This window comes from Photobacterium swingsii (assembly GCF_024346715.1).
GTDB classification, from domain to species: Bacteria; Pseudomonadota; Gammaproteobacteria; order Enterobacterales; family Vibrionaceae; genus Photobacterium; species Photobacterium swingsii.
The window spans coordinates 1,794,814-1,810,210 of the sequence record NZ_AP024852.1; the positions used below are offsets into that span (position 1 = coordinate 1,794,814).

Sequence of the window (15,397 nt, forward strand, 5' to 3'; positions counted from 1 at the left end):
GCTTGCCTCGAACTACAAGTCGACAAGCTAAATGAGAGTTTTACGCATGGTTTTCGTTTATTTCATGCGTTGATAATGCCAGTAGCACTAGATATGCGCAGCAGTGGCGTAGATGTGAATGTTATGTACTATGGGGGGTGTTAAGTGAGTGATTTTAAAGATAATATTGAATCGTTAGTGCAGTTAAAAGCAAAGTTAGATAAAGCGATAGAATTAGGCTCTAAAAACTTATTTACTCAAATGCTTACCCTACTGTTATTTATATCATTAATTCCTGGTGGTTACTTTATCTCGATTAGTTACCTTTGGACTGTAACTAAGGCTCAATCAGATTTAAATCAAATAGTTGATAATATAGAGATTCGGCGCAATATACTCAAATCAACCTTATCTGAGGTTGAGCTTTGTATTGATTCAAGAAAGGATAATCATGAGTTAGCTTCTTGGTATTGTGAAAATGCTTTAGAGTCTTATAAATCTCAATCAAAAAGCTGGCCAAGTGAAAGGCGTAACCAACTGATAAATAGACTAGCTTATGAAGGTATAAAGATTGATATAGAATACTATCTAGAATCAAATGGTTTATCTTTACATAAAGCCAAGCGGTCTAAATCAAAAGAAGAAGTTATGCTTAGCTACTTAATGAAAAAAAACTCGTTGTACTTTGTTGTTTTTTCAATTGCTCTTATTGGAGGGGGTATTCTTTACATGTTTCACGTCAAAAGGCGTACATAACAAAGGCATCAAGGTGACGCGTTACACTCGGCGGTTTTGGTTTGAAGTGTATTTTGTTTTGTAAGTTCAGCGTTGGCGCACCTTATGCCAAGGCGTTAGGCTCACAATTGGGGAAAGTTAAACTTTGTTTCCCTTGAGCTACTAGATATGCCCAAATTTAACCAATCAAATTATTGTAATTAAATATAAAATTAAGGATGTATTATGAGTTTGGCAGTCCAAGAAATCATGAGAATTTATTCCTCTCATTCTACCTATCGTGAGCAAGTACTAAAATCTTTAGGGCAAGCAGGCGGTGAAGATGCCGTTAAAGAAATTATGAGAATCTACTCATCCCACTCTACATATCGTGAGCAGGTTTTACATGCATTAGGAGAAGCCGGCGGCGAAGAGGCGGTCAAAGAAATCATGAGAATTTACTCATCTCATTCCACTTATCGAGAGCAGGTTTTAAAAGCTCTGGGGCGTGCAGGTCGAAAATTAGCCTAACAAACGCTTTAAGAGTGATTCGCAACGCTTGGCAGTTTTGATTTCAATTGGATTTAGTGTTTACGGTGTAATGATTGAGTGTTGTGGTACCGTTGCACACACCTTAACAGAGCGTTAATTGTCAGAAGTAAAAGGACCTATAGATGGAATTGAAGTATCGTTCAGCTGATATTGAAGATTTGGAAAGTCTTGTTACTTTGCTTTCAAATGACCCACTTGGTAGTAAAAGGGAAGATGCGTCTGTTCCGTTGAATAGTGCGTATATTGAAGCGTTCGAAGCAATTGTACGAGACCCAAATAACGAATTACTTGTTGTTGAGCAGGAAAACTCTCTAGTCGGGATGCTTCAAATTACCTTTATTCCTTACCTGACGCATATTGGTAGTTGGCGTTGTCTTATCGAAGGTGTTCGAATCCATAGTGACTACCGTGGACATGGTTTCGGTGAGCAAATGTTCGCACATGCTATCGAACTGGCAAAAAACAAAGGCTGTACAATCGTTCAGTTAACAAGTGACAAGCAGCGCCCTGATGCAATCAGGTTTTATGAGAAACTTGGATTCAAAGCAACACATGAAGGGTTTAAGCTCGCGTTGTAGGCTGTCTGCTACAAAGCATTTAAGAGTAATTCCCACCGCTTGGTATTTTTCATTCCATCAATGGGTTATGTGTTTCCTCTAGATTTGGATGTCACTCGCACAATGACCCAAGATTGTATTTCCTAGATTAATAAGCAGATACTGGACTTTGGCACTTTCGGCTTGAATTAACTTTAGTGTTTACGGCACTATGGGGGGCTAGGTGATCGTGTTATTCACGACTTAACAGGGCTACATGAAACAAGGAGAGTTCAGCAATTGAATATACAGACAGATAGATTAGAAATGGTTCAAATTACGGCTGATGACTGGGGTTTATTTCAGTCTTTAAATCAAGACCCAGCAGTAATTAGCCTATGTTTTGATGAACCATCGCCTGAGGCTATTAAAGAAAGCTTTGAGTCGAGGCTTCCAGCTTGGAATAAAAGCTCTGATCATTGGTTGTGTTTGACGATGACTCTAGCTGAGACGGGTGAAAAAATTGGCGTTACTGGTTTCCGTATGGCCGAAGGCAAAGCTGAAGTTGGTTACTTAATCCTGCCTAAATATCATGGTCAAGGCTTTGGTACAGAGTCTTTAAAAGCTTTGCTTAAGTGGGCGTCGGAGGAACAAGGTATTCAATCATTCGGCGCAATAGTGACTGAAGGAAATGTTAGTTCTGAGAAGGTGCTAACTAAAAGTGGCTTTTCTTTGAAAGAAGTCGTGCCGGACGCTTATGAAATAGGCGGTAAGTTGTACGCCGACCACATCTACAGCTACGAAAGTATTGCTTTAAAACAAACTGTTTAGAATGATTCACAGCGCATGGCATTACACCGTAATTGAACTTGGTTAACTGAACTAAAGTGGTAAGCATGCTAGTCTCAGCCCATATTATATTTTAAGTAGTAATTACGATGTCAGAACATTTTGAAGGCAAATTTGAAGTTGAGTTAAAATACCGATTAACGTCTAAATCTCAGTTCTTAGAGACGTTAAATTCAATGAAATATGAAGTAATGCTTCAAGATAACCTAGAATCTGATTGCTACTTTGATACGCCAGAGCAACATCTCCTCGTTAATAATAAAAGTCTTTGTGTTCGTGAAATGGATCCATCTGGAATTAAGCTTTGGATCGTAAAAGGCCTAGAAGCAGACCGTTGCGAAGCGACTACTATTAGTGATGCTAATAAAGCAAAGAGTATGCTAAATACGATGGGGTATAACCTTGTGCTATCAATGAAGAAGATGCGTAGTATTTATTTCGTAGGTAAATTTCATATAACAGTTGATCACCTTGATGGAGTAGGTGACTTTGCTGAATTTGCAATTATGACAAATGATGAAAGTTTACTTGAAAGCTATAAGTCAGAATTAATTGATTTAGCGAGTCAGTTCGGTTTGACATCTAGCGACTTAGAACACAAGTCATATCGGGTTCTTTATTCAGAAAGTCTTACGGTATAACAAAGCCATCAATACAGCGACTAATGTTCGGTATTCTAGGTCTGAACTGCAGCGGAGTTTTCGGGGGCTTCATCAACATTATTGGAATACGTTGTGGCACAGCTTATCTCAGGCGCTATGTGATTTGTAGACAATTCAAGCATCTAAAGCTAAAATGCTGGCCCGCGGCTGCACATGAATTTCAGTCAATTTTAGAGATAATACGATGATTGTAGAAAATGTGCTTCCTGAAAATTATGCAGAAATGCTTGATGTTTGGGAAAATTCAGTCCGAGCAACTCATGACTTCATAACAGAAGAAGATATTGAGTTTTTTAAACCAATTATCATTGAGCAGGCTTTTCCTGCTGTCGAGTTAAGATGTGTAAAAAATGAAAGTGGTTCAATTTTAGGTTTCGTAGGTATTCATGATTCCAAGGTTGAAATGCTGTTTATTTTAAATGAGGCGAGAGGACAAGGGGTTGGTAAAGTTCTACTGCAATACGCAATAGAGCAGTTAGGTGCAACCCAAGTCGATGTAAACGAACAAAATCCACAAGCAGTAGGCTTCTACGAGCATATGGGTTTTAACGTCGTTTCTCGTTCACCGCTTGATGATATGGGAAAACCTTTTCCAATTCTGCATATGACACGTTAAAGCTCGGTTTGTCGTAACCAGTTTGCTAGAAGAAACGCCCGAAGCTAATAACTTTGGGCGTTTCCGTATATGGCGAGGAAAACCGCAAAATAACAACGATCGCGTCACAAATAGATTTAAGTTGTTTTGCATGTGTCAGAAGCCGTTGGTCAGTCTTCTTAAATACCGGATTACATCGCATAGCTGGTATCATAGTTACGTTAGCTGTTCTCGACAAAATTAAGCAAGGATGCATATGGAATATCAACTAGATATTGAGCCGTCAGATAATAATATCAATGAAATACGTGATGGGTTAATCAAGCATAATACGCCATTTTTGGGCGGTATACCTAAGTCACAAGTAGGTTACTATGCTATCGAAGGCGAGAAGAAAGTAGGCGGTATTATTGCTGATATTTGGGGTAATTGGCTGCTTATTAAATTTCTATGGGTTGATGACTCAGTGAGGGGGAAGCAAGTAGGTAGTGAGTTGATCAAGTTGTTAGAAGCTCACGCAGTGTCTGAGGGATGCAAATCAGCGCTTGTTGATACTCTTAGCTTCCAAGCGAAGCCCTTCTATGAGAAGCAAGGTTACAAGTGCCAAATGGTTTTGGATAACTATCCGATGGATTCGAAACTTTCGTTTTTGACCAAAGCACTTGTTAAAGAGTAAACAGCGAACAACGTGTTCAAGTGTGCTCGTAACGCACGGCATTTTTACTATACGTTGCATTAAGCGAGTAAGGTGGTTTACAGGCAAGCCCGTATTGCGTTGCTCACACCTAAATGCGACGTTATGCGAAGGAGAGCAATATGCATCTAGGTGTTCAGCTTTATGCTTTTGAAAAAGAACATATTTTAAATAAACCTGACTATATTTTCAGACATTTAGCTGAAATGGGTTATCAAGCTATTGAAATGCCTTTCATGATGGATGTTCACCCATATACCAAGGAATATGGTTTACAGTATTCAGCGTTACATACTGGCCCTGATGCCCTAAAAGATTTACCAAGACTAATAAGTCACTTGCAGTTAAATGACTGTCAGAATTTATGTATTTCTGGCCCTTTAGCGTGGCATGACCGAAGTTTAGGTAACTTTCAAAAGACATGCGTATTTCTAAACGAGCAAGCAGCGTTATTGAAGCCTGAAGGTATCAAAATACATTATCACAATCATGATTTTGAATTTAAATGTGCGGAAAACAAAGTTAGCCCTTTTGATATTCTATTGGAGCAACTCGATCCATCATTGATTCAATTATGTGTCGATACTGGCTGGCTCCACATGATTGGGTTAGATCCAGTTACGTTCCTGAAGCAATATCGAGATAGGATTTCATATGCTCATTTGAGGGACTTTCTTAATGGTAAGTCTGTTGCATTAGGTCAAGGTTCAGTTGACGTTGCTAGTATTGTCCATGAGCTAAGAGAGAATGCTTTACTTGAATGGTTAGTTGTAGAGCATGAACCTGAGCCTGCGGCACTTGAGAAGTTGTCTGTAAGTAGATCTTATCTTAAGACTAAGTTATTGCTGTAAGCACTGGTTTCAATTCCCATAGGGTTCGGTTTACGGGTTAATCTGGCTTAGCTTTGGCTGTGTGGTCGCCTTGCTTACACCTAAATGCGTGTTAGTTTTATAACGAGGTACTTTCAATGAGTCATTCAATATTTAGAAAAGATGGTACTGCCCAAGGGGTGGCGAAACAGCGCCTGATTGAAACACTGGCTCATGCAGATAAACGTATCATCAATGATCCTTATGCTGAGAGATTTGTTATAGGTGCCACTCTGATAAAGCTGCTTGGGCATAAATTTAGCGTATGGCTTTCTGGAAAATTTGCGCCTGGTTTTCATGAACATCTAATTTCGCGAACTCGCTTTATTGATGAACAAGTAAAAGAGAGTGCTTCAGATGGTTTCGAGCAATACGTTATTCTTGGAGCTGGGTATGACTTAAGGCCTTATCGCTTAGACTTGCCATCCTCAATGAAGGTTTTTGAAGTAGATCAAATGGAAGTTCAGGCTAGGAAGCGCTCAAAACTTCCTCAAAATTTGCCTAACATTGATAATGTTACTTATGTGGATATTGATTTTAATCACCAGTCGTTGACTGAACAGCTTTTAGCTACGAGTTTTGATAAAAACAAGCGCACAATATTTACGCTTGAAGGTGTTTCTCAGTACATTAGTAAAGAGGCGCTTGCTTCGACAATAAAAGAGCTGTCAAAACTTACCCAAGGATCAAGCTCAACTTTCGTTATGTCTTATGTCAATGATTTAATAGAAAGTGATCCTAAAGCGTGTTTTGGTGAAGGTTATCCAAGAGCCGCTGAACGAGCTGAAACAATACAGCGTTTATCCGCGAAGAGTGGTGAGCCTTGGGTATCATTCTACAATGCCGAAGAAATCGAAGCGCTATTATCTCTTAATGGATTTACAGTAAAAGAAAACAGAACCTTGGCAGACCTGAATGATGTTTATTTTTCTCCTGCGGGGAGATCTATTCCTGAAGATCAGATCTTCAAATTGGAACATTTTGTCGTAGCGGAATCGTAGTATGTTGCAATCTCAATAAAAATCGAACATATTGAAATTTGGTTATTTTTCAATAGGTCAGGTTGTTATGGAACCGAAGCAAATTGTTCAGAAGTGGGTTGAAGCTTTTAACAAAGGCGATGCGGACGAAATCGCAGAATTTTACAGTGAAGATGCAGTTAATCATCAAGTTGCCAACGAACCGGTTGTTGGTAAAAAAGCCATAAAACAGATGTTTGCGGATGAGTTTGCAGCGGCTGAGATGGTTTGTATTGTTGAAAATATTTTCCAGGATAGTCAGTGGGCGATATTGGAGTGGAAAGATCCAATCGGGTTACGTGGCTGTGGTTTTTTCCAGTTTGAAAATGGCGTTATTGTTTTTCAAAGAGGCTACTGGGATAAGCTTAGTTTCTTACAAGCCCATAATCTTCCTATACCTAGCTAACACAGGCATGTATTTACTAGTGACTCCCAACATTTGGTGTTCTCATTCCATCGTTGGGGCATAGAGTCATATCCGGGGTTGTTAGTCTGCGTTGCTCTTTCCCTAATACCGGCGTTAGTTTCACGGAGGAAATTATGGCCAATCAAAAATTGTTAGATCAAGCGCTTCATTGCGGAGCAATAATACATCAACCTCATGCTTTGAAAGCATTCCTATCTGCACAATACCTTGCGGAGTATTTGGGAGAAAGCAATGCTCTCTTTTCACATACATCGACGTTGATGAAGGATGACGCCATTTGGGTTTTACAGACATATGCAGAATCTGTAAAAGCGCCACCATTGCCGGAATTTCGTATTCATAGGGTGCTGGAGCGTGGTGTTTATCCTGCTTCATACCAAGCTATTTTTCAGTGGCATCAAAGCAAAGGCTTTCAGGATATTTTTGAACATTTCGCACATAAAGCATCATTGAACAATGAGTACTTATCGCATAATGTGACAATATTGCTTGCAATGAATAGTGTTTATCAGCAATTAAGTAAGCAGCAGATTCCAACATTCTTAAATCGCTTTACTGAATTTGTTACGTCTACCTTCTCAAATACTGACGAGAAGAGCTTGCCACATGTAAAGGTAAGCGTTAAAACCGTATTGGCTTCTTGTATCAAACAGTTTGGCTTTTTTGGGCATAACCTTATAACGTTGGCATGGTTGTTACGTTGCAAAAATCAATTATCAGTCCCTCAATATGAAGCGATGCTGTCAAACCTTCAGCATCAAGCGAATAGCCCCTTAGAAGACCCAGAAGATAATGTTGATCTACTGATTTGGCAGCAATGTGAGTCGGAACCAAGTAAAGAAATATTTGTCCAGCGAATAAATAATTTAGTGTTTAATTACACCTCAAATTTACACCAAATTACGCTTGCTGATGCTTTATGCTTACTACAGAGCGAATTTTCAGAGCATACCGCAGATTTTAGCAAAATAGCTCAATATCAATGCCTTATGCTAGAGAAGTGCCGCTAAAAAATGACTATGACAGCGTGGCAAATGTTCGTTGTGTTTTATGTTAATTCGCATCAAAACAGATAGAGTAATATTATTTGTTGTTTGTCATATCAATGAATACTCAATTAGTTAAGATAACAGAAGTTTTTATAATCAGTTGGTGAGTTATGATTGCTGTAATCTTCGAAGTTCAAGTCGCGGAAGGTAAAACTTCAGAATACACTGATATTGCAAACGAAATTAAACCATTACTTTCGGAAATTGAAGGCTTTATTTCAATAGAGCGTTTCCAAAGCCTTACTAACGAGGGGAAGGTTCTTTCTCTGTCATTTTGGCGCGATGAAGAGTCTATTCAAGAATGGCGCCGCCTAGAAAGGCACAGATTCGCACAATCTAAAGGTCGAAGCAGTGTTTTTGAAAACTACAGATTGAGAGTGGCTGGCGTTATTCGGGACTATGGCATGGATGAACGCTCTGAAGCCCCAAGGGATAGCATCGAAGCACACGGCTAGGCATTTATATTAGAAATTATTCAAGACGAGCACTTAACGCGTGGCATTTATGCTACGCGTTTTGTGTATTTTGCTGCCATAGTGGAGGATATTTGATTTTCGGTGTTATATTTTTATCTCTGGTATGATTTGCTACCTTTATTTTTTAGTATAAATTGATGTCTAATAATTTATAACTATATGAAATTAAAATGAATAAAGAAGCTACAATTGCAGGGCAGGCTGTTTACTCGAAAAAAGTACTCTCCGTATATGATTTTTGGGTTTTAGGGGTGTCAAATAACTATTTTTGGAAATGCCCAACGAAACTCATTAGTGCACAATTCTCAATGCTAGTTTCACCTAATCACTTAGATGTTGGTGTTGGCTCTGGTTACTATCTTAAGAACTTTCTCCCTCAAACTACAAAACGTATCGCTCTGCTAGATTTGAATCAAAATAGCCTTGATACAACATCAAAGGCCATTAGTCATTTTCAACCTGAAGTGTACTGTGGTGATGTGCTTGAGCCTATTGAATTAAGCGGCGAAAAGTTTGACTCAATAAGTGTGAATTATTTACTTCATTGCTTACCTGGAAACTTAATTGAGAAAGGCATTATGTTCAAGCATCTAAAAAGTCACTTGAACCAGGGAGGGGTAGTGTTTGGTAGTACAATTTTAGGTAAGGGTACGAAGCTGAATATTTTCGCTAAAAAATTGATGGCTGTTTACAATAAAAAAGGGATATTTAGTAACCACAATGATGATTTAGATTCATTAGTGGCATCATTGAATGAGCACTTTACTGATGTAAAAGTGGAAGTGGTAGGCTGTGTTGCCTTGTTTTCTGCTAAGAAAATATAACGTAAGCACCAATGCGATTCACTACACTCGGCAATTTAGGTTGTCGGGTGTTTTTGTTTTAAGGCATTCATTTACGGCTTATAGTGTAAAGTAGTTGTGGTTAAGTTACCGCATGATATTTTCACTATATGTTGGCTTAAGTGATTTGGTGGTTTTGTTTGATTAAAAAGTAAAGGAATACTATGAACGACAAGGAATTATTAGGTACGGATTTACCTATCATTCAGGCCCCAATGGCAGGTGTTCAAGGCAGTGCTTTGGCTATTGCTGTTAGTGAAGCTGGAGGGTTAGGTTCTTTACCCTGTGGCATGCTGAGTACGGAAAAAATCATTAGTGAAATTGAGTTAATTAAAGCGGCAACATGCAATCCGTATAATCTGAATTTTTTCTGCCATGAGCCTAGTCCTTATGACGAAAATCGCCAAGCGATGTGGCGAAAGACACTCCAGCCTTATTTTACTGAGTTAGGCGTTAAAATAGACCTTACCGCGGGTAGTAATAGGGTGCCTTTTAGCCATGATATTGCTGACGCGATTGAACCTTTTTCCCCCGAATTTATTAGCTTTCACTTTGGGTTGCCAGACAAAGATTTATTGCAGCGTGTGAAAAGTTGGGGAACAAAGGTTGTATCCTCTGCGACGACTGTTGAAGAAGCAATCTGGTTAGAGTCGAGAGGTGTGCACGGGATCATCGCTCAAGGACTCGAAGCTGGTGGGCATAGAGGAATGTTCCTCTCTAATCAGATTTCAACTCAAATGGGGCTAGCCTCGCTTATTTCTCAGGTTGTTAATCGCGTTAATATTCCCGTGATAGCCGCAGGGGGTATAAGTGACAGAAAGGACGTGAATGCTTGCCTGCAAATGGGTGCAAGCGCAGTACAAGTTGGAACGTCATATTTATTATGCACAGAAGCTGAAACACCGAAAATGCATAGGTTAGCATTAAAGAGTGACAAGTCATCACACACGGCTTTAACGAATATATTTTCTGGTAAGCCTGCTCGGGGTATCGTGAATCGTGTCATGGACGAACTTGGTTATATGAGTGCCTTTGCTCCTGAATTTCCGTTCGCTTCAATTGAAATGTCGCAATTACGTCATAGAGCCGAAAAACTCGGAATGGATGGCTTTTCTCCGTTATGGTGTGGTCAGAATACTCTAGGGTGCAAAGAGATTTCCGCAAAAGCACTCACGCTTCAGCTGGCAGGAAAGAGCGAGTAAGTGACGATGGCGTTGATAGCTATTCAAATTACGACATGGATCTTGTAATGATTGTATACAGCGATTTGTAATCAGGCGGTTATGTGTGCATGTCTTAATCACGCGCACAATAGACTGCAGAGTATGAATTCAACGTCTGGCATTTATATATTTATCTTGGATTTGGTATTCATGGCGTAATAGTTGAAGAGTGCGTGTAGTCGCGCCTAGTTGATACCTTGATATACGCTAAACGTGCTTGGAGTCTATAAATGGAATTAACCTGTCATTGCAAGAATGTGGTTCTAAAACTGGAATTTATTCCTACCGAAGTGGGCGAGTGCAACTGCTCTATTTGTCGTCGTTACGCTACGGCTTGGTCATACTTTACCCCTGAACAAGTTCTAATCAACTATGAAGAGCCAACCGTGTTTTATTGTTGGGGAGATCAAGAAGTTGAGTTTCATCGCTGTGATCTTTGCGGTTGTGTGACACACTATATAACCACAGAAAAGTGCTCTGAAAGTATCTTGGCCGTCAATATGAGAATGGCCGATGCAAGCACTCTGTCGTCTATTCCTACCAGAAAGATAAATGGTGCATCATACTGATTTTTTCTCGTCAACGGCTCTGCTGGATGCCTGTGAAGTTATGCGCGGTTGGAAAGTTAGTCGTCAGTACTTTAAGCACGGTATTCGCAGGTATTTATCTTTGTGGGGAGGCCCACCAATCTCAAGATATTACATTTAGAGGTAACAATGATTCCAGTAAATACATCTATCGTTTCGGGTGTCGCACTATCGGAAATTAACGGTGAAATAAAAATGCTGTTAATGAAACGAGTGAAAGGTGGCTTCTGGTGTCATGTCGCAGGCACGATAAAAGACGGTGAGACAGGTATTAATGCGATTGTTCGAGAGTTTCAAGAGGAAACTCAAATAGAAGTGGAAAACTTGTACAATGCTCAATTTCTAGAGCAGTTTTATGAGCCTAGCGCGAATGTCATTGAGTTAATTCCTGTCTTTGTGGTTATGTGCCCGCCTGAGCAGGCGGTAGTTTTAAATGAAGAACATACTGACTATAAATGGTGCTCTTTAGAAGAAGCATTAGAGCTCGCACCATTTCCAAATCAGCACGCTGTGTTTAAGCATGTATGGTCATACTTTGTTGAAAAAAAAGCGAATGCGCTTTATCGAGTAGAAGTTAGATAGCAACACTTGGATAGAACAGGCCGGATAGAAAAGGCGAGTTTCAGGAGGAAATTATAACAGTGAAGCATTGTTCAAATGAGTTTGATGAAGCATTAGATACCATTGGTCATTATCAGAACTATCCTGATATGAAGCCTTGGGTTGGTTGTGAATATGCTGCATCGAGAGTAAAGATTTTAATTATTGGCGAAAGCCATTATTTAGATGTTGGAAGTACGTATCACCATAACCCTGAAGAGTGGTATGCGGGTGTAACCTTATCAGATAAAGAAGATAAGGGTTGGGTTAAGACTCGAAACATTATTTCTAATGGTATAAAGAGCAAATGGAAATCCAAGTCAAAAACGATATACAGAAACATAGAGAAAGTGCTCTTTGAAAGTGAGGCTGATTTTTGTTCGAGTTCTACCGCATTTAGTCGTATCGCATTTCTTAATTATTTTCAGCGTCCAGCAGAACAAACGGGTAAATCAATTAAGGTTTCTCAACTTGATGCTGATGTTAGCAAAGATGTCGTGGGCCAAGTCGCTAAAGCTATCGCACCAGAAATCATCATTTTCACAAGTTCATTAGCATATCGCCATGCTAAACGAAGTGGTTTGTTAAAAGCATTTGATGAACAAGGCATAAAATATACCCGAACGCCTCATCCTGGTATGCCATGGTGGAACCGAGTTTCTAAAGTATATGGAAACCGCACAGGTAAACAACACTTCGTTGATTTTGTAAATTCAGTTGTCAAAACTGAGGCTTAGCAAATGAGTAAGACGAGGCTGGTATGTTTGCAGTGGCAGTCGTGGATAAGGCATTGCTAAGGTTCTACTGTAATATAAATCTAAATGGAGTATGAAATGTATAAAGGATCTTGCCTTTGCGGTGCTATTAAATTTGAAGTTTCTGGAGTCTTTGAAGCAACAGATGCTTGCCACTGTAATCAGTGTCGGAAATGGACAGGGCACTTTCTTGCCAGTGCTGAAGTCTCGCGGGAATCATTACTCATCGAGGGGGAAGCAAATCTCTCTTGGTATCACTCATCTGAAAAAGTGAGGCGGGGCTTTTGCTCACAGTGCGGATCATCTTTGTTCTTCGATCCTCTCGATAAAGAAAAACACCATTGGATAGGAATTGCATTAGGTTCATTTGATAAGCCGACAGGGACAAACCTTGGGCAACATATCTTTGTCGCAGAGAAGGGTGATTACTATGACATTAACGATGATCTGCCGCAAAATGAACATTAAAGGATCGCTGTACCAAAAGCCTGCGCTGCCCCTAATAGCTTAAACAATATTCGACTACTCACAATATTGATTTACACTAGATGATTTCACCCTCTAGTACTAAAGGTAACTGTTGGAGGTAGGTGTTTACTTATTGAACTACAACGTTATTTTGTGGGAATTTGTAAATTTCAGGTGTTACATGTAGCTAACTAGCCCAATAAATGTGTTCTAAATCATAGTAATCACACATATAAGGGTGATTGCATTTGCGCTTAGTTGCATTTGTGGTTTATCTGCATTATTCTGCTTTCATTTGTTAGCGATATCAATGTCTTATAAATGTTTGTTATTGACAAATAATAGAGTTGTTTATTCATCGCTTTTGTAATGTTTAATTGGAATAGTTCATGAATAATAAAATGTTGTTAGTTTGTACGTTAGGTTTTTCGTCTTTAATTGTTGGCTGTGGAAGTGATAGCTCTAATGAATCTGCAAGTAGTGAATCAAATGCAGTAAAAAAACAGTTTTCAAGTGAAGTGGTAGGAACATGGGAAAAGTCATGTTTTCCAGTGTATGACCCGCAGGACACGAATAAGGTAGTTGTTTATAATTCAATTTTAATGACTGTAAAGTCAGATTTATCATCAACAAGTAAAGTGGAAGTTTATGCTGCTTCTGATTCTCAATGTTTATCATCTACCAAAACGATCACAATGGATTCAAAACTTGATGTAGATGGAAAAATATCAACGGATGAGAGCTATGAAGCTTATGCTGTAAATATAATACCAAAGAGTATTGATGGTGGTAGCTGGGAAAGTGAATCTACAGTTTACTCACTATTTTATATCGATAGTGAAAAAATGTATTTTGGTCAACCTTCAACTAATAATACTGGATCATCAAAAGACAAGCGACATTCAAGTTTGAACTTGAAATCATACTTCACGAAAGTAATTTATTAACATTGTCATAATGCGTTGCAGCGATTGTAGCTGACGTTATCCTCTAGGGAATTAACTACAGTGATTTGGATTTTTGAACGGAAAGAGACAGAAAGCAAAATAATAATAGTGCAGAAGCCATATTTATATTACTTGGTTTTTATTGCATATGTTTCTTATTTTGCACAAAGCAATTTTGTCGAGTTTGGTATTTTAGAGGCTATCTCTGGCTATCTCTGGCTTTTTATGGCTTGCCTTTTTTTCATTTATGTTAATTAATTTGAAAAGTATATTTGTGACTATAAGAGAATTATCTAGGCATATGAAATCTGGTCATGTAGTGATGTCTGGTTCAAGGCTTAGCATTAAAAAACCAGTGACATATACTATTTCGAAATAGCATGGAGAAACATAATAAGTAATTAAAATAGACTGTGGGCGCTGTACCATTTCAATTCCGTTTAGTGGTTTTTTAGCAGTGTGGAATGTGGTTTTATTCTATCGCTGGATTTTTTCAATCCTAATAAAGTACGAGGAATGGTGAGTTAACTAGTATCTACTTTTGCTATGGTATACCAAGAATAATTGATGATTTTTACAGGAGCACAAATGAAAATAAGGCGGTTACTCGCTTATATATTGGATGTAATACCGATAACAATATTTGTTACTGCATACTTTTGGTATTTTCAGGGTTTTAATGAAACTTTTACATTGTTTATTGAAAACCAGAGGGATCTTGCTATTAAAGCAATGTTTCTAGAAGAAAGAAATGTAATAAGAAACTTCGCTTCAATCTTATGTATTGTCTATTTTGTGATATTTGAAGGGTCAAACACAAAAAATACATTAGGAAAGTCAATTTTAAGAATTAGAGTTGAGGATGCAGATGGTAATGAACTGACCTATAAGCAATCGCTTAGTAGAAACATTGCTAAGTTCTTATCTATTTTGCCTGGCGGGCTAGGACTGTTGTACCCATTATTTAATAAAGAGAGACTATTCCTACATGAAAAAATATCAAAAACCCGTGTAAGAAAGTTATAATAAAGCTTTAAATGAACCGTTATACTTTGTTGGCAGTTTTGATATGAAGTTCGGTGTGCTTTGTTGGTTCATAGGGCATACCTTATTTCAGTCGCTGGCGAATCCTCATATAAGTTATGTACGATAATTGCTCCTTGGTATTTGAGTTAGAGGGCCTTATACCCAAGGTATTGCTTATCCGTTGATGCGATATTCCAGCTGTTGGAAGATCTCTTTTCCTATTTTAATAAATGATAAAACTCGTCAGTCTACCTAAAAGTGATAGTGCTAAATGTTATGCTCTGGCGTTATTCCAAACCATATATAGATACTCTCAGTCTCATCGTGATTTGAGTTTCTTTTTGTGAATGTTAGGGCATTGATTCCATCAATTACTCCCACTGTAGTGCGTGAATAAAATTAGTTTATCGAAACTTCCATTTATTGTGTAGGCAGAAGGTTGTGTAACAGGTGCGCTTGTTGTACTTCCGAACCCAAAGTGGCTGGCAATCAATGTCTTACATCGGCTTTGTTGGGGCGTCTTTAAGC

Annotated in this window: 20 protein-coding genes; all 20 read left to right on the forward strand. The window is 38.7% G+C overall.

Annotation, left to right across the window (positions count from 1 at the left end; genetic code table 11):
* Window positions 1-144 precede the first annotated feature (144 nt).
* The 20 genes from OCU77_RS08435 to OCU77_RS08530 all read left to right on the forward strand — a co-directional run bounded on the left by OCU77_RS08435 (window position 145) and on the right by OCU77_RS08530 (window position 14,869).
* Window positions 145-735 carry a hypothetical protein gene (locus tag OCU77_RS08435; protein WP_048898275.1) on the forward strand — a complete coding sequence of 197 codons (591 nt, stop codon included), beginning with the start codon at window positions 145-147 and terminating at the stop codon, window positions 733-735.
* A 204-nt stretch (window positions 736-939) separates the two neighbouring features.
* Window positions 940-1,224, forward strand: a complete 285-nt coding sequence (locus OCU77_RS08440) for a HEAT repeat domain-containing protein (protein WP_048898276.1) — start codon at window positions 940-942, stop codon at window positions 1,222-1,224.
* Between the two features lie 143 nt (window positions 1,225-1,367).
* Window positions 1,368-1,823, forward strand: a complete 456-nt coding sequence (locus OCU77_RS08445) for a GNAT family N-acetyltransferase (protein WP_048898277.1) — start codon at window positions 1,368-1,370, stop codon at window positions 1,821-1,823.
* Window positions 1,824-2,108: 285 nt separating this feature from the next.
* The gene (locus OCU77_RS08450; protein ID WP_048898278.1) at window positions 2,109-2,612 is read left to right on the forward strand and encodes a GNAT family N-acetyltransferase; all 504 of its coding nucleotides are present in this window, start codon (window positions 2,109-2,111) and stop codon (window positions 2,610-2,612) included.
* Window positions 2,613-2,719: 107 nt separating this feature from the next.
* The gene (cyaB, locus tag OCU77_RS08455; protein ID WP_048898279.1) at window positions 2,720-3,271 is read left to right on the forward strand and encodes a class IV adenylate cyclase; all 552 of its coding nucleotides are present in this window, start codon (window positions 2,720-2,722) and stop codon (window positions 3,269-3,271) included.
* A 205-nt stretch (window positions 3,272-3,476) separates the two neighbouring features.
* Window positions 3,477-3,908, forward strand: coding sequence for a GNAT family N-acetyltransferase (locus OCU77_RS08460; RefSeq protein ID WP_048898280.1), 432 nt, complete (start codon window positions 3,477-3,479; stop codon window positions 3,906-3,908).
* 235 nt (window positions 3,909-4,143) lie between these two features.
* The gene (locus OCU77_RS08465; protein WP_048898281.1) at window positions 4,144-4,563 is read left to right on the forward strand and encodes a GNAT family N-acetyltransferase; all 420 of its coding nucleotides are present in this window, start codon (window positions 4,144-4,146) and stop codon (window positions 4,561-4,563) included.
* 140 nt (window positions 4,564-4,703) lie between these two features.
* Window positions 4,704-5,432 carry a sugar phosphate isomerase/epimerase family protein gene (locus tag OCU77_RS08470; RefSeq protein WP_048898282.1) on the forward strand — a complete coding sequence of 243 codons (729 nt, stop codon included), beginning with the start codon at window positions 4,704-4,706 and terminating at the stop codon, window positions 5,430-5,432.
* Window positions 5,433-5,548: 116 nt separating this feature from the next.
* The gene (locus tag OCU77_RS08475; RefSeq protein ID WP_048898283.1) at window positions 5,549-6,451 is read left to right on the forward strand and encodes a class I SAM-dependent methyltransferase; all 903 of its coding nucleotides are present in this window, start codon (window positions 5,549-5,551) and stop codon (window positions 6,449-6,451) included.
* 67 nt (window positions 6,452-6,518) lie between these two features.
* Complete coding sequence (locus OCU77_RS08480) at window positions 6,519-6,875, forward strand: nuclear transport factor 2 family protein (RefSeq protein ID WP_048898284.1); 357 nt, start codon at window positions 6,519-6,521, stop codon at window positions 6,873-6,875.
* A 134-nt stretch (window positions 6,876-7,009) separates the two neighbouring features.
* Window positions 7,010-7,906, forward strand: a complete 897-nt coding sequence (locus OCU77_RS08485; RefSeq protein ID WP_048898285.1) for a hypothetical protein — start codon at window positions 7,010-7,012, stop codon at window positions 7,904-7,906.
* A 149-nt stretch (window positions 7,907-8,055) separates the two neighbouring features.
* Window positions 8,056-8,400, forward strand: a complete 345-nt coding sequence (locus OCU77_RS08490) for an antibiotic biosynthesis monooxygenase family protein (RefSeq protein ID WP_048898286.1) — start codon at window positions 8,056-8,058, stop codon at window positions 8,398-8,400.
* A 191-nt stretch (window positions 8,401-8,591) separates the two neighbouring features.
* The gene (locus tag OCU77_RS08495; RefSeq protein WP_048898287.1) at window positions 8,592-9,245 is read left to right on the forward strand and encodes a class I SAM-dependent methyltransferase; all 654 of its coding nucleotides are present in this window, start codon (window positions 8,592-8,594) and stop codon (window positions 9,243-9,245) included.
* A 182-nt stretch (window positions 9,246-9,427) separates the two neighbouring features.
* Window positions 9,428-10,465 (forward strand): NAD(P)H-dependent flavin oxidoreductase, encoded by a 1,038-nt coding sequence (locus OCU77_RS08500; RefSeq protein WP_048898288.1) that lies wholly within the window; start codon window positions 9,428-9,430, stop codon window positions 10,463-10,465.
* 251 nt (window positions 10,466-10,716) lie between these two features.
* Window positions 10,717-11,055, forward strand: a complete 339-nt coding sequence (locus OCU77_RS08505) for a GFA family protein (protein WP_084711754.1) — start codon at window positions 10,717-10,719, stop codon at window positions 11,053-11,055.
* Window positions 11,056-11,202: 147 nt separating this feature from the next.
* On the forward strand, window positions 11,203-11,655 hold the full coding sequence (locus tag OCU77_RS08510; protein ID WP_048898289.1) for an NUDIX hydrolase: 453 nt from the start codon (window positions 11,203-11,205) through the stop codon (window positions 11,653-11,655).
* A gap of 59 nt (window positions 11,656-11,714) precedes the next feature.
* The gene (locus tag OCU77_RS08515; protein ID WP_107302852.1) at window positions 11,715-12,410 is read left to right on the forward strand and encodes a hypothetical protein; all 696 of its coding nucleotides are present in this window, start codon (window positions 11,715-11,717) and stop codon (window positions 12,408-12,410) included.
* A gap of 96 nt (window positions 12,411-12,506) precedes the next feature.
* Window positions 12,507-12,896, forward strand: coding sequence for a GFA family protein (locus OCU77_RS08520; protein WP_048898291.1), 390 nt, complete (start codon window positions 12,507-12,509; stop codon window positions 12,894-12,896).
* A gap of 389 nt (window positions 12,897-13,285) precedes the next feature.
* Window positions 13,286-13,843: a hypothetical protein gene (locus OCU77_RS08525; RefSeq protein ID WP_048898292.1), complete on the forward strand. Its 558-nt coding sequence runs from the start codon at window positions 13,286-13,288 to the stop codon at window positions 13,841-13,843.
* Between the two features lie 567 nt (window positions 13,844-14,410).
* Window positions 14,411-14,869, forward strand: a complete 459-nt coding sequence (locus tag OCU77_RS08530) for an RDD family protein (protein ID WP_084711755.1) — start codon at window positions 14,411-14,413, stop codon at window positions 14,867-14,869.
* Window positions 14,870-15,397 lie beyond the last annotated feature (528 nt).